This window comes from Brevundimonas sp., assembly GCF_041648115.1.
GTDB lineage: Bacteria > Pseudomonadota > Alphaproteobacteria > Caulobacterales > Caulobacteraceae > Brevundimonas.
The window spans coordinates 79,413-97,791 of record NZ_JBAZPR010000014.1 but is presented as its reverse complement, the minus strand read 5'-3'; the positions used below and the strand labels follow the sequence as shown (position 1 = coordinate 97,791).

Sequence of the window (18,379 nt, the reverse complement as noted above, 5' to 3'; positions counted from 1 at the left end):
CCTCGATCCACCGATCAAGAACAGGCGCGGGTGGAAAATCGATGGTGCGATCGCAGGCGCGCACGCCGCGCTGGTGGAACTATTGGGGCTGGGGCTCGGGCGACATGCTGGGCGCCGGCGCACAGGCCGTCGTCACCGGCTGGCTGTTTTACTTCTTCACCACCTTCTGCGACCTGACGCCGGTGGAGGCGGGGCTGATCCTGGGCCTGCCGCGCCTGCTGGAGGCGATCACCTGTCCGCTGATCGGCTATGTCTCGGACAATCTGCGCCATACCTGGATCGGGCGGCGCATCGGACGACGCAAGATCTTCCTGCTGATCGTCATTCCCCTGCTGCCGTGTTTCGCCCTGATCTTCGTGACGGGCCAGACCTTCTTCTACTACCTCGCCGTCTTCATCGTGTTCGAGCTGCTCTACACGATGTTCCTGATCCCCTGGGAAACCTTGGCCGCCGAGATGACCAGGGACTATCGGGAAAAGGCGCGGTTCGCGGGCGCACGCATCCTGACGGGCCAGGCCTCGGCCATCCTGGCCTCCTATCTGCCGATCCTGATCATCGATGCGTTCGGCGGCCGGGATTCGGCCCAGACCTTCCTGATCATGGGCGTCATCTTCGGCCTGTTGTTCAGCCTGGTGGTGATCCTGGTCGTCTGTTTCAGCTGGGAACGGCCCTATACCGACGAGGAGAAGGCCATCGTCGCCCCGCCGTTCGATGCGCGCGCCGCCCTGCTGCTGCCGGTGAGGATGTTCCGCGACCTGTTCTCGACACTGCGGATCCGCGCGTTTCGCCAGCATCTGTCGATCTATCTGGGCGGCTATATCTCGCAGGACGTGTTCAACACCGCCTTCCCCATCTTCGTCGCCACGGTGATGATGGGGGCGACCGTCATGATCTCGCAGATGATGACCGTGATGTATGTGGCCCAGCTGGTCTCGGTGATGATCGCCATCCAACTGGTCATCCGTATCGGCCCGGCCGTGGCTTACCGGGTCGCCATCAGCTTCTTCGGCGCGGCGTTGTTGCTGTTTTTGGCCCTTTATCTGATCCGGCCCGAGCTGTCGGGGCGCGATCTGTTCGCCGTGCTGAACCCCGGATCGGCGCTCTTCAGTCCCGCCACGGCCCTGTGGCTGCTGGTTCCCATCGTGCTGGCCGGGTTGGGACGCGGCACGCTGAACTTCGTGCCCTGGTCGGTCTACAACTACCTGCCCGACGTGGACGAGGCGGTGACGGGACAGCGGCGCGAAGGCGTCTTCGCCGGTGTGATGACCCTGGTGCGCAAGGTGGCCCAGTCGCTGGCCATCATCGCCACGGGCTGGATCATCGGCGCGGGCGGCTATGTCGCCGACGCGCCGGTCCAGAGCCAGGGGACGGTGAACGTGATCGTCGGCGTCGTGGTCGCAGGGCCGATCCTGGTGATGCTGATCGGACTGATCGCCTCGTGGCGGTTCCGCCTGAACGGTGCGAACCACGCCGTGCTGATGACCGAGATCGAGCGGCTGCGCGCCGGCGAAACCACACCCTCCAGCCCCGAGGCCGGCGCCGTGGTGCAGGACCTGACCGGCTGGCCCTATGACAATCTATGGGGCCGAAACCGACTGACCGCCGAACGGAAACAGCCATGAGCGACGCCATCGAAACCGTGGCCTTTCGGATGCGGCTGCATCCCGGTCAGGCCGACGAATACCGCCGCCGCCACGACGCCATCTGGCCCGAACTGGCGAACGAGTTGAAGACGCGCGGGGTGCTGGACTACCGCATCTTCCTGGACCCCGAGAGCCTGGCCCTGTTCGCGGTCATGACGCGGCGCCGCGACCATGGGCTGGCCGCCCTGCCCGACACCGAGATCATGCAGCGCTGGTGGGCGATGATGGGCGACATCATGCAAACCAACCCGGACCAGTCGCCGGTCCAGGTCGATCTCCAGCCCATGTTCACCTTGGCCTAGCTGGGCCTGCCGTCCCGCCGCGTCATCGTCGCCAGGTCCCAGTCCGCCTCGACGAAGGCGCGCTGCGTCGGCGTCAGGGTCGGGTAGCCGCCGACTTCCTTTTCGTCGTCGATGATCCGGCCGGTTCCGTCGCGGACCTGCTGCAGGATGCGCCGGTCGATGGCGTCGCGCGCCCAGGGCCGCGCCCCGGCCTCGGCGAAGACCCAGGCCTCGACCTCGCCCGACGGTCGGGCGCGAAAGCCCTCGGGCCAGTGCGGCGACCGTTCCAGCCGGGTGATCTTCGGGTCGCGGTCGGAGATGATCCCGATCTCCTGCATCGGCCGGCCGTCAGCGTGGCGGGCGGGATTGTCGATGGCGTAGAGGTCCAGATCGCCCTGCCCCTCCACGATCAGGAACGGCAGGTCGGCGCGGGTCGAGGGGCCGCCGCGCGCCACGTTGCCGACGATAGACAGCCGGCCTGCCTCCCACGGATGGCCGACCCATTCCGAAGCGTTCAGCGCATAGTGCATGCAGCGATTGCCGGGGTCGTAGATCAGGTTGTTGGCCGTCACCGCATGGGCGCCGCCCTTGAACAGCTGGTTCCGCTCGTAGTCGTGGGCGTACAGATTGCCGACGATCAGCACCTCCGTCGCATTGTCGTGGATCAGCGTGCCCTTGGAATGCTCGCCCTTGGCGTGGCTGGAGTGGGACAGGCCTTCGGCGACGATGTTGCGGCTGAAGGTGATGCGGCGCGACGTGTTCTGACGCCACTGTTCGACCGTGTCGCCGCCATTGAAGCGCGGGCCCGAGGCCGACAGATTCTCGTCCGTAGCCCACGAAAACGAGCACTGATCCACGATCACGTTCCAGCCGCCCGAGGTGGTCAGGCCGTCCACCTCCCAGCCGCTGCGGGGCGCCGCGCCGTTCGCGCCGGGCCGCACGCGGATATGGCGCACGATCACGTCATGGGTGCGGATGCCGATTCCGCCCCGGATCAGGGTGATCCCCGGTTCGGGCGCCGTCTGGCCGGCGATCGTCAGGAAGGGGGTCTGCACCCGGATGTCATGACCGTTCAGATCGATCACGCCGCCGACCTCGAACACGACGATGCGCGGCCCCTCGGCTCCAAGCGCCTCGCGCAGGGATCCCGGCCCGTCGCCGGCCAGGGTCGTGACGCGGACGATGCGACCGCCACGCCCGCCGAGTGTTGCGGCTGCCCAGCCCATGGCGCCAGGAAAGGCCGGCTGTGCTTCCCTGGCGAGACTGGAGGTCGGCAGAGCGACCAGGGCGGCGCCGGTCAGCAGCAGGGTTCGGCGATCCATCACGACATCATCTCCGGCCTGGGCGTCGGCAGGGGCGGCAGGGGGCGGGCAAAGGGCTGGTCCTTGGCGGTGACGATCCGCCCGGCGTCGTCGAACTCGACCCGGATCAGGCCGGGTTTCTCGCGAAAATGGCTCTGTTCGTCATTGCCGAAGAAGGTGGACCACCAGCGCCCTTCCCTGTCCTTGAAGACGTTGCCGCCGCCGGCGCAGGGCGCCGCCTCGTGCCGCATCCGATAGGGGCCGTGGATGTTTTCCGACACGGCGAAGACGAAGGAATAGCGCCCCTCAACATTGCCCACCGCCCCAAGATAATAGAGGCCGTCCTTCTTGAAGAGGGTCGCGCCTTCGTAGCCCAGGATGTTCTCGCCGCGCAGGCAGCGGTCGCGGTCGCGCGCGACCAGGCACTCGGTCTCGACGAACTCGGTCTTGCGCCACTCGCCTGCATAGCCGGACAGATCGTCCTTCAGCCGCACCATCTCGTCGCCCGAGCCATAGGTCAGATAGACGGCGCCGTCGTCGTCCTGGAACAGGGTGGCGTCGATACCGCGACGCAGGTGGGCGTCGGGCGAGAAGGCGTATTCATACGGTCCCTCCGGCTTCCCGCTGGTGCTGCGCAGGACGCCCAGCCCCGCGCGACTGACGCTGAAGCAGATGAAGTAGTTTCCCGCGACATAGTGGATTTCCGGCGCCCAAATGGCGCGGAAGGGCACGCCGCGCCGCGACCGCCAGGCCTTGGCCCAGCCGCCCTCGCGATCCAGGCTCCAGACCAGGCCCAGATAGGTCCAGTCGGTCAGGTTCTCTGACCGCCACAGCTCGACCCCGTCGTTGAAGGCCCAGATGTTTCCGCCGGTAGAGCCGGTCATGTAATAGGCCCCGTCGCCGCCGATGCAGATCTGGGTGTCGCGCAGTTGCACCTGGATCAACGGATGGATCGGCGGCAGCAGTCCCTTGTCCACCGCGGCCCCCGTCGCCGCCTCGCCCCAGGGCAGGACCGGATAGGGCATCGGTCGTCGGCCGCTGTAGCGCACGCCCGGCAGGCCCGACATCCAGCCGCCGCGTGCGTCTTCCGGCTGAACCGGCAGGCCCGGCCCGCTGACGCCGGAATAGGGATAGGGATTGTGCTCGGGCGTCGGGATGATGCGCCCTGAATCGTCCAGCGGTTGATCGGCCCAGGCGCCGCGCGCCGCGCCGATGCTCGCCACCCCGGCCGCACCGGCCAGAAACCCTCGTCTGCCCAAGATCATCGCGTTCCTCCAAACGTCGTTATTTTAGGTTGCAAGCCGCGTCTGCGCGCGTCATGACACCGGTGACATTTCTGCTTGATGTCCAAATCGTATCATACTACTTTTTGATTGTGACCCGGCGCACCGGGATTAGGGGAAGTCGGCATCCAGCCCGCCAAGAGGCTAGGAGCGCGACTGCAACGGAGGGAAGAATGCGGAACCAACACACGGGATATTTGCGCGCGGCTTCGTCGCCGGCCGCCCTTTTGATGGGGGCCATGCTGTTCGCCGCCCCCGTCCAGGCGCAGGAGGCCGACCCCGAGGCCACAGAGGTCGGCGAGATCGTCGTCACCGGCATCCGCGCCTCGCTGGCCAGCGCGCTGAGCGAAAAGCGCCGCTCCAACACCATCGTCGACGTCATCAACGCCGAAGACATCGCCGACTTCCCCGACGCCAACCTGGCGGAATCGCTGCAGCGTATCCCCGGCGTGTCGATCGACCGCGAGAACGGCGAGGGCAACTCGATTTCGGTGCGCGGCCTGGGCGGCGACTTCACCCGCGTTCGCCTGAACGGCCTGGAGACCCTGTCCACCTCGGGGTCCAGCAACGCCGACGGCGCCCTGCGTCGCGACCGGGGCTTCCAGTTCAACACCTTCGCCTCCGAGCTGTTCAACTCGCTGAAGGTTCAGAAGTCAGCCGACGCCAAGACCGACGAAGGGTCGCTGGGCGCCACCGTCGACCTGATCTCGGGCCGTCCGTTCGACTTCAAGGAACGCCGCCTGGCCCTGACCCTGCAGGACGCCTATTACGAGAACGGCGGCACCCACAATCCGCGTGTCGCCCTGCTGGCCTCCGACCGCTGGGACAGCAAGATCGGCGAGTTCGGCCTGTTGGGTTCGGTCGCCTACAACGAGCGTAAACAGTCGATCGACAGCTATTCGCGCGGCGTCGGATCGTCGGACTACACCTATCGCGGTGCGACCTTCAACAACGTCGGCACAGGCACGGCGGGCGACCATCAGGGCTTCGCCTTGCCGATCGGGACCAACCCCGCGACCGCCCTGCCGCGCGTCACGAACCCGGAGGCGCTGCGCTATCTGATCGGATCGAACCCGACCGCCTACAACCTGATCAACGGCGGATCCACGCGCGGCTCACTGGTGCGAATTCCGGCCCTGGCTACGCTGAATCGCCGCGAAGTCGAGCAGGAACGTCTGGGCGTCACCCTGTCGGGACAATGGCGTCCGACGGACCGGACCACGATCAACTTCGACAATCTCTATTCGGAGATGACCCAGGTCTCCACCAACTATCAGATCGGTCCGGTGGGCCTGAACCGCAACAATACCAACGGCAACCGCACCACCACGGCCTTCAGCTACCAGACCTTCCCCACGACCAGCGCGATCAACAACTCCTACGCCAACCGTCGCGCCGCCTACGCCAACTGCGCCACTCAGGCCGCCACGGAATTCCGCGACGCGATCGACTGCGGCCAGTCGCTTTATGGCAGCAATCCGATCTTCAGGACCGCGCCAGGCGCGACCAACCAGAACCTGGCGGCGGGAACGGGCAGCTTCAACCCGAACAATCTGGACGTCTACGACTACTATAATCAGCCTGGATCCGTGGGTTACGTCGCCCACCCGCAGAATCTGGCCATGCGTGGCGCCTTCATCGGCCGGCCGTCGGTTCGCCTGCTCGACGCCGGGCTGAGCGAGACGGGCGCGAACGCCAACTATCTGGTGCTGGGCAACGTCGATTTCCGTTCGGCGGTCGACCAGGGCGGCTACACTACCAAATTCCGTCAGAATTCGATCAACATCGAGCACGAATTCAGCGACCGCTTTCGCATGTCGTTGCTGGTCGGAGACTCGGAATCTACAAACGAAAACACTGGCTTGCTGGTCGACTTCATCCGCCTGGACTCGGGCCAGGGCGTCGCGGGCAACGACTACTTCGTCTATGACGACCGCAACGGCGGCGATATGCCCAGCATGAACTTCGGCTTCGATGTCGCGAACCCCAACAGTTGGGACTTCGTGAAGGGCTACTCGGCCCTGCGTAACTACAAGACCATCACCGAGAACGGCTATCAGACCGCCAAGGCCGACTTCGAGTGGGATCTGAACGACGACTTCACGCTGAAGTTCGGCATCGGCAAGCGCAAGTTCGACTTCTACTATACCCGTTTCGAGCGTCTGATCGGCGATACCATGAACCCCTCGCTGCTTGAGGGCGTCAACACCGGCCTGACCACCGCCACGACCGTGGGCCAGATGGGTCAACTGGTCAGTTGGGGTGACGGCCTGAACGTGCCCGACGGCACGCCGACATCCTTCTTCGTGCCCAATCTGGACGCGTTCAAGAACCGCTTCGGCTTCGACTGCAACTGCATCAACGCCTGGGGGGACTGGCGCCTGTCGGACCTGCGCAACGGCGGAGTCAACACCTTCTCGGTGGATGAGGAAAGCCTGTCCTATTATGGCCAGCTGGACTTCCGCGTGCCCATGTTCCTGGGCGAGATTCGCGGCAACGCCGGCCTGCGTCGTTCGGAGACCAGCATCGACGCGCGAGGTCGCTCGCCCAGCGGGCGTCCGGTCCAGAACGATAACAACTACAACGACACCCTGCCGTCGATGAACCTTGTGTGGGAGCTGAACGACAAGCTTGTCCTACGCTTCGCAGCGGCCAAGGTCATGGCTCGTCCGCAAATGATGGCGTTGCAACCCGGCGTGACCGCCTTCACCGTGCCCGTGGGCATCGGCGTCGATCCAGCCCAGTTCGACGGCAACAACGCCCAGATCACCCTGGGAAACACCAAGCTGAAGCCGTTCCGCGCCTCGAACCTGGACTTCAATGTCGAATGGTATTTCGCGCGTGACGCCATCTTCTCGGTCGCCCTGTTCCACAAGCAGATCGACAGCTTCCCTCAGGTGGTTCTGCGTGAGGGCAAGCTTAGCGAGATCTTCAATACCGAGCAGGTCGCCAATCTGCGCGCCGCTTTCGACGGCCTGGTGGACGTCGCCTCCGACAGCCGCCGCGCCTACATCGATCAGGATCAGCCTTTCCAGGTCCGTCAATACAACGACGCGCCGGGGGGAACGCTGAACGGGTTCGAGATCGCCTATCAGCAGAACTTCACCTTCCTGCCCGCACCGTTCGACGGCTTCGGCATCCAGGCGAACTACACCCAGATCGATTCAGAGCTGGAATACATCCTGGATCCGGCGCGCAACCTGACCGGCACCGCCCCCTTCCTGGGCGCCTCGCCGAAGTCGTTCAACGCCACGATCTTCTATGAGGTCGAGAAGTGGAGCGCCCGCGTCTCCAGCGCCTATCGCGCCGGGTATCAGACCACTTATCCGCTGGCCTCGGGCGGCTGTGACCCGGGCCAATGCGACTCGCCGCTGATCAACGACTTCATCGGCTCGCAAGAGACGCTGAACGTGGACGCTTCCTTCACCTACAAGCTGACGGATCACGTTACCTTCACCGCCGAGGCGCTGAACCTGACAAACCAGACGGACACCCGCTGGGCCTATCAGGCGGACCCGGTCATCGCCAACTACGGCGCCACAGGCCGTCAGTATTTCGTCGGCGCACGCTTCGTGTTCTGACCATGACGTTCGACAGCTAATCTCTCCCAGGATGCTGTCCCTCGGGGCGCCGCGAAACATCGGCGCCCCTTCTTTTTTGCCCGAACCGGAAAGGCTCTCGATGAAAAAGGTCGCTCTGATCCTGGGCCTCGCCCTTTCCACGACGGTGTTGGGCGCCGGCCCGAGCTGGGCGGCCCCTCAAACCGCCGCAGCCGCAGTCTGGAACACAGCCGTCGTGCGTCATCCCGCCGACTGGTACGCTACCGACGAGGCTCGGCGTCTGGCCGCGACGGTCATCTTGCACCAGTCGTCCGAGGGCGGCTGGCCCAAGAACACCGACCTGTTCGCGGCGCCGCGCGCCGACGCCGACCCTGGCCTGGCCAATACGATCGACAACGGCGGCACGACCCTGCCGCTGGCCTTCCTGGCCAGGACGATCATGACGGGCGACACGAGCAGCCGCGCCGCCTTCGACCGGGGCCTGGACTATCTGCTCGCGGCCCAGCAGCCGAATGGCGGCTGGCCGCAGTTTTTCCCGCTGCGCGGCGGCTATCACGACCAGATCACCTTCAACGACGACGCCATGGTCCATGTGCTGGAGCTGTTGCGGGACGTGGGTGACGGAACCGCGCCCTATGGCTTCGTCGATGACGGACGACGTGAACGCGCGCGTCAGGCCGTGGCGCGGGGCGTGGACACCCTCCTGCGCACCCAGGTCCGCAAGAACGGCGTCCTGACCGGCTGGTGCGCCCAGCATGACGCACAGACCCTGGCCCCGGCCCCGGCGCGTCGATTCGAGCCGGCGTCCCTGTCCGGCCAGGAAAGCGTCGGCATCGTCCGTTTCCTGATGAGCCTGCCGGACCCCAGCCCCGAGGTGATCGCCGCCGTGGACGGCGCGGTCGCCTGGCTGGAGAGCGCGGCGCTGCGCGACACGACCGAGGTCTTCGTCACGGATGCCGAGGGTCGCCGCGACCGCGTCCTGGCGCCCAAGCCCGGCGCGCGCATCTGGGCGCGATTCTACGATCTGGAAACGGGTCGGCCCATCTACATCGGCCGCGATTCCATCGTCCGTCACGACCTGATGGAGATCGAATACGAGCGCCGCAACGGCTATCGCTACGTCGGGGAATGGGCCGAGCAACTGCTGGATAAGGATTATCCGGCCTGGAAGCGGACGGTCGCGGCAGGCTGAGCGATCAGAGAGCCGTCGCGGCGCCGATCGTCATGGCGAGCGATCGGGTCTCGCCCGGCGCCAGGCGGATCAGGCCGTGGTCCTCGCCCTGCGGCGCATTGTGGGCGTCCGGGCGGTGGGTGACGGGTTCGACGCAGAAGAAGTCGGCGCCCACCGGCGCATAGACCTGGGTCCAGCGCGCGGGCGCATCGGCGCTCAGAGTCACCCGGCGACCGCCGCCGTCCAGCACGGCTTCGCCCGTCCAGCCGGCGTATGCGTGATCGACGAAGGGGGCGTCGGCCAGGGCCAGACCGTTCGACCAGTCGGTGATCTCGGCGGGCGCCGCCAGCCGTTCGGGGATTTCGCGGGCGTCGGTGATCCAGACGCCCTCGGCCGACAGGGTCAGTCGGCTGTCGGCGTATCGGTGGAAATAGGGATGCAGGCCCAGGCCGGCGGGCATGACCGCATCGCCGGTGTTGGTCAGGGACAGGGTGATCTGAAGCCCCCGGTCCGTCAGTTCGACGATCTGCCGCGCGCGCCACGGCCAGGGCCAGCCGGTTTCGTCGCCGGGCCAGTCCAGCGTCATCTCGACCCGGTTCGCCGTCTGGTTCTCGACGGTCCAGGGCAGCAGCCAGCCGTCGCCGTGCAGGGCGTGGGGGGCGAACCGTTCCAGCGTCGGCAACTGGACCGAACGCCCCTCGAAGACGAAGCGGCCGTCGGCTATGCGGTTGGCGTAGGGGACCAACGGGAAACAGGCCGTCTCCAGAATGTCGGTGGCGCCGTCCGGCGTGGGACGAAACACCGGCTGACCCTGCCAATCCAGGCCGAGCACAGCCCCGCCCAGCTCCGGCGCCAGGGTCGCGCGCCAGTCGCCGGCCGTCAGCGAGATCACAGGCGGATCCGGTTCTGCGGCAGGCCCGGCGTCTCGACGCGCACGCGATAAAGGCCGCCCAATGTTGGCTGGTCCGCCCGCTTGTCGGCGTTGGCCAGCCAGGCCGTGGTCATATAGAGGTCGCGCAGGTCGGGACCGCCGAAGGCCGCCTTGGTCACGGTCTGGACCGGCATGTCGATCTTGCCGATCCGCGTGCCGTCCGGGGCGTAACGGGCCACGCCCCAGCCGTTGAACAGGCCGACGTGCAGCACGCCCGCCGCATCCATGCTGGGGCCGTCGGCATAGCCGTCCTCGGTCACGGCGAAGACGCGGCGGTTGGAGATCACGCCATCGTCGTGGTCGAAGGCCAGGACGGTCTTCTTCAGCGTGTCGTGATGATAGAGGGTGCGGCCGTCGGGGCTGAGGCAGGGGCCGTTGGTGACGCCATAGCCGTCGTCGTGCCGCGTCAGCTCGCCCCGGAACCAGCGATAGAGGGCGCCGGTCTCGACTTCCTCGCTGTCGTCCATCGAACCGAACCACAGCGAGCCGTCAGGCGCGACGAAGCCGTCGTTCAACCGGTTCTGCGGCCGGTCTTCCTCGACCGGCTGAAAGCGGGAGAAATCGCCCTCCTCCGGGTCGAAGCGATACAGGCCGCCCCGCACGCCGCAGATCAGCGAACCATCCTCGGCGGGCAGAGCGAAGCCGGTCTGGTCCGGCGTGTCCCACGACCGTTTATCGTCGGTCGCGGGGGTGTAGCGATGCAGCTTTCGACCCTTGATGTCGACGAACCACACCGCGCCACGCGCGGCGTCCCAGACGGGGCCTTCGCCCAGCTCCGCCTGGATGTCCCAGACCAGTTCGACTTCGCTCATGGCTTACCCCGCCGAATAGCTGGTCTTGATCTGGGTATAGAACTCCACCGCCGCAAAACCCTGTTCGCGCGAGCCGTAGGAGGACTTCTTCGAGCCGCCGAAGGGGACGTGGTAATCGACGCCGGCGGTGGCCAGGTTGACCATCGTCATGCCGGCCCTGGCGTTCCTCTGGAAGTCGCGGGCGTGTTTCAGCGAATGGGTGACGATGCCGGCCGACAGGCCGAACTCGACGCCGTTGGCGACGGCCAACGCCTCTTCATAGCTGGCGACGCGGATGGTCGAGGCGACGGGGCCGAAGACCTCTTCGTTGTTGATGCGGGCGTCGGCGGCGGTGTCGGCGATCAGGGTCGGCTGGACGTACCAGCCGGGGGCGTCGAAGGTCAGGCGCTCGCCGCCGGTGACGATCCGGCCGCCGGCTTCGCGGGCGATGTCGATGTATTTGTAGGAAACCTCGCGCTGGGCCTCGGTCACCGCCGGGCCCATCTGGGTGTTGGAATCCAGCGCATTGCCGACGCGCAGGGCGGCGACCTTTTCGGCCAGAGCAGCGACGAAGCGGTCGTGGATGCCGTCCTGAACGATCAGACGGCTGGAGGCGGTGCAGCGCTGGCCGGTGGCGAAGAAGCTGCCGTCCAGGGCGATGTTGACCGCCCGGTCCAGGTCGGCGTCGTCCAGAACGATCAGCGGGTTCTTGCCGCCCATCTCCAGCTGGACCCGCGCCTGGCGCTTGACCGCGCCCTCGGCGACGCCTGCGCCAACGGCTTGCGAGCCGGTGAAGCTGATGCCGTCGATGCCGGGGTGGGCGACGATGGCGCGGCCCACGTCGCCGTCGCCGATGACCATATTGACCACGCCCTTGGGCAGGCCGGCCTCATGCAGGACGGCGATCAGGGCCTCGGCCGTGGCCGGGGTCGGGCCGGCGGGCTTGATGACGACCGTGTTGCCGAAGGCGATGGCCGGGGCGATCTTCCACGCCGGAATGGCGATGGGGAAGTTCCACGGGGTGATCAGGCCGAAGACGCCCACCGCCTGGCGATAGGTCTGGATCTCGACGCCCGGACGGGTCGAGGCCAGGTTCTGGCCGTGGACGCGCAGGGCCTCGCCGGCGAAATATTTCAGGATGCGGGCGGCGCGCATGGTCTCGCCGATGCCCTCGGGCAGGGTCTTGCCCTCCTCGCGCGCCAGCAGGCGGCCGATGACGGCGGCACGCTCCATGATCAGGCTGCCGGCCTTGTCCAGCACGTCGAAGCGGACTTCCGGCGAGGCGTCGGACCAGCCGGGGAAGGCGGCGCGGGCCGCCTGAACGGCCTGATCCACCTCGGCGGCCCCGCCTTTGGGCGTGCGGGCCACGACGTCGCGCGTGTCCGACGGGTTCAGGCTCTCGCCCGCAAACGCACCCGCGACCTTCTCGCCGCCAATCCAGTGCGAAAGTTCAAGCGTGTCGGTCATGGGAAGTCCTTTTCATAAGGCTGACGGGCGGCGGGGGAGCGCCGCCCGTTTCGGGGAGAGGGTTTCAGGCGTCAGACCGGGATCAGCCGGTCATGTCTTCCAGTTCGCGCCCACGTGTCTCCTTGACCCAGGCTTGCACAAGGAAAAACGATATCAATGCGCTAATCGCATAGAAGCCGTAGGTGATCACCAGGCCCAGCGTCGCCGCCATCCACGGGAAGCTGACCGAGATGGCGAAGTTCGCGATCCACTGGGCGAAGCCGGCGACGGCCAGGGCCGAACCCCGCATCTGGTTGGGGAACATCTCGCCCAGCATGACCCACATGACCGGGCCCCAGCTGAAGTTGAAGAAGACCACATAGGCGTTGGCGGCGATCAGGGCGATCAGGCCGGTGTTGTCGTCCAGATGCAGCGACCCGTCGATCAGGGCGGCGCGCGAGAAGCACCAGGCGACCGTGCCCAAGGTCACGAACATGCCCGCCGAACCGATCAGCAGCAGGGGCTTGCGACCGATCTTGTCGATAACCGAGATGGCCGCCAGACAGGCCGCGATCGACAGGACGCCGGACAGGATGTTGATTTGAAGCGCGTCGTTCTCGGAGAAGCCGACCGACTGCCACAGCACCGCGCCGTAGTAGAAGACGATGTTGATGCCGACCAGTTGCTGGAACACGGCCAGGATCAGACCGGCCCAGACGATGGGGCGCACCTTCTTAGTCGCGGGGTCGAGCAGGTCCGAGAATTTCGGCTTGTGATCGGCGCTCAGCGAGGCGCGGATTTCGCCGACCTTGCGCGCGCCGGCGGCGGGTCCGAACAGTTTGGACAGCACGGCCTGCGCCTGGGCGTCCTTCTTCTTGGCGACCAGGAAGCGCGGGCTTTCCGGGATGACCAGCAGCGCCAGCAGATAGATGGCGGCGGGGATGACCTGCAGCCAGAACATCCAGCGCCATGCGGGGAAGCCCAGCCAGAAGTCGGCGGTCGATCCGCCCGCGGTGCGCGCCAGCACGTAGTTGGCCACGAAGGCGCCGGTCAGGCCGGTGATGATCATGATCTGCTGCACCGACGACAGTCGGCCGCGGATCGAGGCCGGGGTCACCTCGGAGATATAGGCCGGCGACAGGACCGAGGCCGCGCCGACGCCCAGACCGCCGATGAAGCGGGCGATGATGAAGTGGGCCGAGGTATCGGCAGCCCCTGCCCAGAAGGCGGAGATGATGAACAGGACGGCGGCGATCTGCATCACCGTGCGGCGGCCGATGGCGTCCGCCAGACGACCCGCGATGAAGGCGCCGACGGCGCAGCCCAGCAGGATGGCGCCGACGTTGAAGCCGGTGCCCAGCGCCGACAGGTTGAAGGCCGCCTCCAGCCCGTCCTGGGTGCCGTTGATGACGCCGGAATCATAGCCGAACATGAAGCCGCCGATGGTGGCGACCGCCACGATCAGGGCGATGAACGCCATGTTGACGCGGTCGTCGCCCGCGATGTCGGGGCCTGAGCCCCCCGTCGGTCCTGCCATCTCGATGTAACCTCCCAAGGCCCGTCTGACGCGGGCGTGAAATCCAGAAAACCCTACCTTGATGCTGGAGCCTGATTCACCGCTACGTCGAAGCGCGAAGCGCTTCAACTCAAGCGGATCAGGCTCTAGCGCCAGCCGGCGTCCACGAAATACTCATGGCCCGTGATCAGCCGCGCGTCGTCGGACGCGAGGAACAGGCCCAGCGCCGCGACGTCGTCGGGCTGTAGCCGGCCGGGCAGACATTGAGCCGCCACGATCTCGGCCTCGCCCTCGGGCGTGTACCATTTCATCTGACGCGGGGTCTGGACGTTGCCGGGCACGATGCAGACGACGCGCACGCCGTCGCCGCCCAGCTCGCGCGCCAGGGCCCGCGTCATGCCCTCGATACCCGCCTTGGCGGTCTCGTACAGCGACAGGTCGGGCAGACCGAGGTGCCAGCTGATCGAGCCGAGATTGATGATGACCCCCCGGCCCTGCTCACGCATGCCCGCCGCGACCGACTGGGCCGCGAAATAGAGGTGGCGCAGGTTCACGTTGATCCGGTTGTCCCAGTATTCGGGCGTGACCTCGGCCAGCGTATGACGGTCGTCGTTGGCGGCGTTGTTGATCAGGACATCGATGGGACCGTGTTCGGCGACGACCTCTCCCAGACGCCCTTGCAGGGCGGCGATGTCGGTCAGGTCGCAGGGGCGAAAGGTCGGGGCCGGCGACAGCTCGGACAGCGACGCCTCCAGCGCCCTGGAATCCGCCTCGGCGATGTCGAAAAAGACGACGCGGGCGCCCTGGCGCGCAAAAGCCTCGGTGAAGCCCGCGCCGATGCCCGAACCGCCGCCGGTGACGACGACCAGACGGCCTTTCAGCGACGGATAGATTGCGCCGCTCATGCGGTGGCTCCCAGCAGGCCGCGACCGGCCAGATTGCGCATCAGCTCCAGCACCCCGAACCGCCACGGCGGGGCCTGGTCGCAGGTCGCGACGATGTTTTCCAGCACACCCAGCTTTTCGGACGAAACGCGGACCCGGTCGCCGATCTTGTGGGTGAAGCCCTTGCCCGGCGCATCGCGGTCGTCGATCGGCGCGAACATGGTGCCGAGATAGAGGGCGAAACCGTCGGGATACTGATGGGCGCTCAGGGTCTGGCGCACCAGCTCCTCCGGATCGCGGCTGATCAGGCTCATCGAGCTTTCACCCGTCATGACGAAGCCGTCCGTCCCCTCGACCTCCAGCCGGACGGTCGCGGCGCGCACGTCATCCATGCCGAAGCCGTCGTCGAACAGGCGGATGAAGGGGCCGACCGAGGCCGAGGCGTTGTTGTCCTTGGCCTTGCCCAGCAGCAGGGCCGATCGGCCCTCGATGTCGCGCAAGTTGACGTCGTTGCCCAGGCTGGCGCCGACCGGGCGGCCGGACGGATCGCAGACGACGACCACCTCAGGCTCGGGGTTGTTCCAGGCCGAGTCCGCCCGCACCCCGACCTCGGCGCCCCAGCCGACCGAAGCCAGTACCGGCGCCTTGGTGAAGATCTCGGCATAGGGGCCGATGGCGACTTCGAGATACTGGGACCACAGACCCTCGGCGATCAGCTGGGCCTTGACGGCCTCCGCCTGATCCGAGCCGGGACGCAGGTCCTTCAGGTCGCCGCCGATCCGGTCGAGGATGGATTGGCGAACGGCGTTGGCCGCGTCGGCGTCGCCGCGTGCGCGCTCCTCGATCACCCGCTCCAGGGCCGAGACCGCAAAGGTCACGCCCGAGGCCTTGATGCATTGCAGGTCCAGCGGCGACAGCAACTGCATGCCCTGCGCCGACCAGGCCGAAGCGACCGTCACCTCATCCAGCGGCCCCATGTCCACGCCCGCCGTATCCATATCGTCCAGCGCGACCGCCTGAGCCGTCGTCGCGACATGGCTGGAAAGATCATAAAGCCGTCCGCCGCGCGCCAGCACCGGCGACGGTCCGGCCGTGGTCATCACACGTCCAAGCAGGCGCGCGTCGCGCCAGTCCGCCGGCAGGCATGAAACTAGATCCACAGTCGTCTCCTCTCCACGTTCTTCGACGTGGTAGCGCTAACATCTTTTAGCGGGACGCGGATGTCAATCGCGCGGTGCGGCGGTGCTTTCGCGGGCGATGAATTGGTGGGGGACCGGACCGTCCGCCTCCCCGCCCCGTCCCAGAATGACGGCGGCGGCGCGGGCCATTTCGGCGACCGGCTGGCGGATGGTGGTCAGGGTCGGCCAGACGCTGGCGGCCAGATAGGTGTCGTCGAAACCGGCGACGGAAATGTCGCCCGGCGTGGACAGGCCGGCGGCATGCACGGCCGCCAGCACGCCGGCGGCCATGTCGTCGTTGCTGGCGAAGACGGCGGTCGGACGCTGGGGTCGGGCCAGCAGCCGCCGCCCGGCCTCGAAGCCGGATCGGTAGGTGAAGTCGCCCGCCTCGACCAGCAGCGCCGCGCCCTCGACCGCATCGACGGCGGCCTGGGCGCCCGTGCGGCGATCCGCGCTGGCGCTCTGATCCTGATGCCCCTCGACGAAGCCGATCAGGCGATGGCCCAGGTCCAGCAGATGGTGCGTCATCTCGTGTGCCGCACCTTCATCGTCCACCCGCAGGGAGATCAGGCCGTCGCGATCCACAGGTGCGGCCAGGACCACGGCCTTCATGCCGCTCCTGGCGATGGCGTCCAGGGTCGCGGCCGATTCGCCCAGAGGCGGCGGCACGATCACCCCCTGCGCCCCGCCGGCCGCCAGCCGCTGAACCGCCTCGCGTTCTTCGTCCGGCGCGCCCGGCCGCGACGGCTCGATCAGCAACAGCAGTCCCACGGATCGCGCTCCGTCCAGGGCGCCGGACAGCAGTTCGGCCAGATAGGCGCTGGACGGGTTGGCATACAGCAGGCCGATCCGCCCGCCGCCGGCCCGCGCCAGAATTCGCGCGGCGGGGTCGGGCACGTAGCCGGTCTCGCGAATGATCGCCTGGACCTTCTCGCGCGTCGCCTCGCGCACCCGCGCATCCCCATTGACCACGCGCGACACCGTCATCGGCGAAACGCCGGCCAGGCGCGCGATGTCGCCCATGGTGTGGTTGCGATGCGGATTCGTCTGGAAAGTCACAAGCGCAACAGCAGCACGCCAGACCGGGCGCGTCCACCTCTGCGCAGAACGGTGTGGTTGGCCGCCGCGATCTATAGTTGAAACTTTCTGCTGACCTTCGAGCACGAACTGGTCACGGCCATGGACATCGTCGGCGATCACATCGGCAGTCCGCCCCAATCGCAATCGCTTTCAGACAGCGTATCGCGAAACAGGTCCGTCGGATCTCAGCCGTGTGGCTCGCATGGCGGAGAATGTGGAGTATCAGGGCGAATGTCGCCGACCCATGGTCGGAGCCATTCGCAAGCCTGTGGATTGCGCTGCTTCCGCCTTTTCTCACCCAAGTCTCCATAGGTTCCGTCGCGGTGCTGGCGGCCATCGTGGCCGTGACCATGCCCTTCTCGTGGATGGCCGCTCGCGCCTTGACGGCCCTTCGGCTGGGCGAGGACCGGGCGCTGAGCGCCGGGGTCGATGTGGGGCGGTTGCGCTTCTTCTCTCTGTTGCGCGCAGGCTGCTGTCCGCCGCCGCCGTGGCTTTCGTCGGGGTCATCGGCTTCGTCGGCTGGTCGGGCCGCACATCGCGCGGCTGCTCGTCGGCGAGGATCACCGGCTCTATCTTCCCGCCAGCGTGTTGAGCAGCGCCCTGCTGATGTCCCTGGCCTCGGCCGCGTCCAAAATCCTCGTCCCCGGCGCCCTGCTGCCGGTCGGGGTGGTGACCGCCGTCATCGGCGTGCCCGCCTTCCTGTTCCTGATCTTCCGCAGCGGAGCGCGGCGATGAGCCTGACCGTCCACCATCTGACCGCCCGCTACGGCGACCGGACCATCCTGTCCGACCTGGCGCTGCAACCCCTGGAGGCCTCGCCTTCCGCCGCCGGATCGGCCCATGCGGAGGTGCGCACCCTCGCCGCACTTGAGCGGGTCGGGGCGATCAATCTGGCCCTGATGCGTCTGGACCGTCTTTCGGGCGGCCAGCGCCAGATCGCAGGTCTGGCCCAGGCCATGGTGCGCGAACCCCGCGTGCGTTGCTGGATGAGCCGACCAGCGCGCTGGACCTTCGACACCAGTTGGAGGTGTTCAGCCTGGCGCGCGCCTATGCTCGTGAACGCCAGGCCGTGGTGGTCATGGTCCTGCAAGCCCTGCAGGCCGCCGCCCGCGCCTCGGACCGGATCGTGGTCCTGGCCGACAGTTAGGTGAAGATCGAGGGTACGCCGACCGAAGCGGTCACCCCCGCCGTCCTGGCCGAGATGTGGCAGGTCCGCGCGCGCGTCGAACCCTGCGCGCGGCCAAATTCAGGTGATGATCCACGACGTCCTCTGAAACGCAGGACGCCGACGCATTTTCGAGGCGTCGGCGCGAA

The 18,379-nt window shown here is 67.0% G+C and carries 15 protein-coding genes and 1 pseudogene; 7 read left to right on the top strand and 9 right to left on the bottom strand.

Annotated elements, in window-relative coordinates; all coding sequences use genetic code 11:
* Nucleotides 1-41 precede the first annotated feature (41 nt).
* The gene (locus WC597_RS13745; protein ID WP_372694087.1) at nt 42-1,622 is read left to right on the top strand and encodes an MFS transporter; all 1,581 of its coding nucleotides are present in this window, start codon (nt 42-44) and stop codon (nt 1,620-1,622) included.
* Nucleotides 1,619-1,945, top strand: coding sequence for an L-rhamnose mutarotase (gene rhaM / locus WC597_RS13740; protein ID WP_372694085.1), 327 nt, complete (start codon nt 1,619-1,621; stop codon nt 1,943-1,945). The genes WC597_RS13745 and rhaM overlap by 4 nt, the downstream gene beginning before the upstream one ends.
* On the opposite strand, the gene WC597_RS13735 is transcribed toward rhaM, so the two are convergent.
* Both WC597_RS13735 and WC597_RS13730 read right to left on the bottom strand, forming a co-directional pair.
* The gene (locus tag WC597_RS13735; RefSeq protein WP_372694083.1) at nt 1,942-3,246 is read right to left on the bottom strand and encodes a polysaccharide lyase family 1 protein; all 1,305 of its coding nucleotides are present in this window, start codon (nt 3,244-3,246) and stop codon (nt 1,942-1,944) included. The two genes, rhaM and WC597_RS13735, sit on opposite strands and share 4 nt — an antisense overlap.
* Nucleotides 3,246-4,490: a family 43 glycosylhydrolase gene (locus tag WC597_RS13730; protein WP_372694081.1), complete on the bottom strand. Its 1,245-nt coding sequence runs from the start codon at nt 4,488-4,490 to the stop codon at nt 3,246-3,248. The genes WC597_RS13735 and WC597_RS13730 overlap by 1 nt, the downstream gene beginning before the upstream one ends.
* A gap of 191 nt (nt 4,491-4,681) precedes the next feature.
* Here WC597_RS13730 and WC597_RS13725 point away from each other — a divergent pair, with 191 nt between their 5' ends.
* Nucleotides 4,682-8,089, top strand: a complete 3,408-nt coding sequence (locus WC597_RS13725) for a TonB-dependent receptor (protein WP_372694079.1) — start codon at nt 4,682-4,684, stop codon at nt 8,087-8,089.
* A gap of 100 nt (nt 8,090-8,189) precedes the next feature.
* Nucleotides 8,190-9,260: a pectate lyase gene (pelA, locus tag WC597_RS13720; RefSeq protein ID WP_372694077.1), complete on the top strand. Its 1,071-nt coding sequence runs from the start codon at nt 8,190-8,192 to the stop codon at nt 9,258-9,260.
* A 4-nt stretch (nt 9,261-9,264) separates the two neighbouring features.
* Here pelA and WC597_RS13715 read toward each other — a convergent pair whose 3' ends face one another.
* The 7 genes from WC597_RS13715 to WC597_RS13685 all read right to left on the bottom strand — a co-directional run bounded on the left by WC597_RS13715 (nt 9,265) and on the right by WC597_RS13685 (nt 17,008).
* Nucleotides 9,265-10,131 carry an aldose 1-epimerase gene (locus WC597_RS13715; protein ID WP_372694075.1) on the bottom strand — a complete coding sequence of 289 codons (867 nt, stop codon included), beginning with the start codon at nt 10,129-10,131 and terminating at the stop codon, nt 9,265-9,267.
* Nucleotides 10,128-10,982 carry an SMP-30/gluconolactonase/LRE family protein gene (locus WC597_RS13710; protein ID WP_372694073.1) on the bottom strand — a complete coding sequence of 285 codons (855 nt, stop codon included), beginning with the start codon at nt 10,980-10,982 and terminating at the stop codon, nt 10,128-10,130. Before WC597_RS13710 ends, WC597_RS13715 begins: the two co-directional genes overlap by 4 nt.
* A gap of 3 nt (nt 10,983-10,985) precedes the next feature.
* A complete protein-coding gene (locus tag WC597_RS13705) occupies nt 10,986-12,428 on the bottom strand; it encodes an aldehyde dehydrogenase family protein (protein ID WP_372694071.1) in 1,443 nt (480 codons plus the stop codon).
* 82 nt (nt 12,429-12,510) lie between these two features.
* Nucleotides 12,511-13,944 (bottom strand): sugar porter family MFS transporter, encoded by a 1,434-nt coding sequence (locus tag WC597_RS13700; protein ID WP_372694069.1) that lies wholly within the window; start codon nt 13,942-13,944, stop codon nt 12,511-12,513.
* A gap of 125 nt (nt 13,945-14,069) precedes the next feature.
* Complete coding sequence (locus WC597_RS13695) at nt 14,070-14,828, bottom strand: SDR family NAD(P)-dependent oxidoreductase (protein WP_372694067.1); 759 nt, start codon at nt 14,826-14,828, stop codon at nt 14,070-14,072.
* Nucleotides 14,825-15,967 (bottom strand): fumarylacetoacetate hydrolase family protein, encoded by a 1,143-nt coding sequence (locus WC597_RS13690; protein WP_372694065.1) that lies wholly within the window; start codon nt 15,965-15,967, stop codon nt 14,825-14,827. The genes WC597_RS13695 and WC597_RS13690 overlap by 4 nt, the downstream gene beginning before the upstream one ends.
* Nucleotides 15,968-16,030: 63 nt before the next feature.
* On the bottom strand, nt 16,031-17,008 hold the full coding sequence (locus tag WC597_RS13685) for a LacI family DNA-binding transcriptional regulator (RefSeq protein ID WP_372694063.1): 978 nt from the start codon (nt 17,006-17,008) through the stop codon (nt 16,031-16,033).
* Nucleotides 17,009-17,277: 269 nt separating this feature from the next.
* Between WC597_RS13685 and WC597_RS13680 the strand changes: the two are divergent.
* The 3 genes and pseudogenes from WC597_RS13680 to WC597_RS13670 form a co-directional block, all read left to right on the top strand.
* Nucleotides 17,278-17,469: pseudogene (locus tag WC597_RS13680) on the top strand (hypothetical protein); the annotation flags it as partial.
* A 25-nt stretch (nt 17,470-17,494) separates the two neighbouring features.
* Nucleotides 17,495-17,800 carry an iron chelate uptake ABC transporter family permease subunit gene (locus WC597_RS13675; protein WP_372694061.1) on the top strand — a complete coding sequence of 102 codons (306 nt, stop codon included), beginning with the start codon at nt 17,495-17,497 and terminating at the stop codon, nt 17,798-17,800.
* Nucleotides 17,797-18,216, top strand: coding sequence for a hypothetical protein (locus WC597_RS13670; protein WP_372694110.1), 420 nt, complete (start codon nt 17,797-17,799; stop codon nt 18,214-18,216). The genes WC597_RS13675 and WC597_RS13670 overlap by 4 nt, the downstream gene beginning before the upstream one ends.
* Nucleotides 18,217-18,379: the final 163 nt, after the last annotated feature.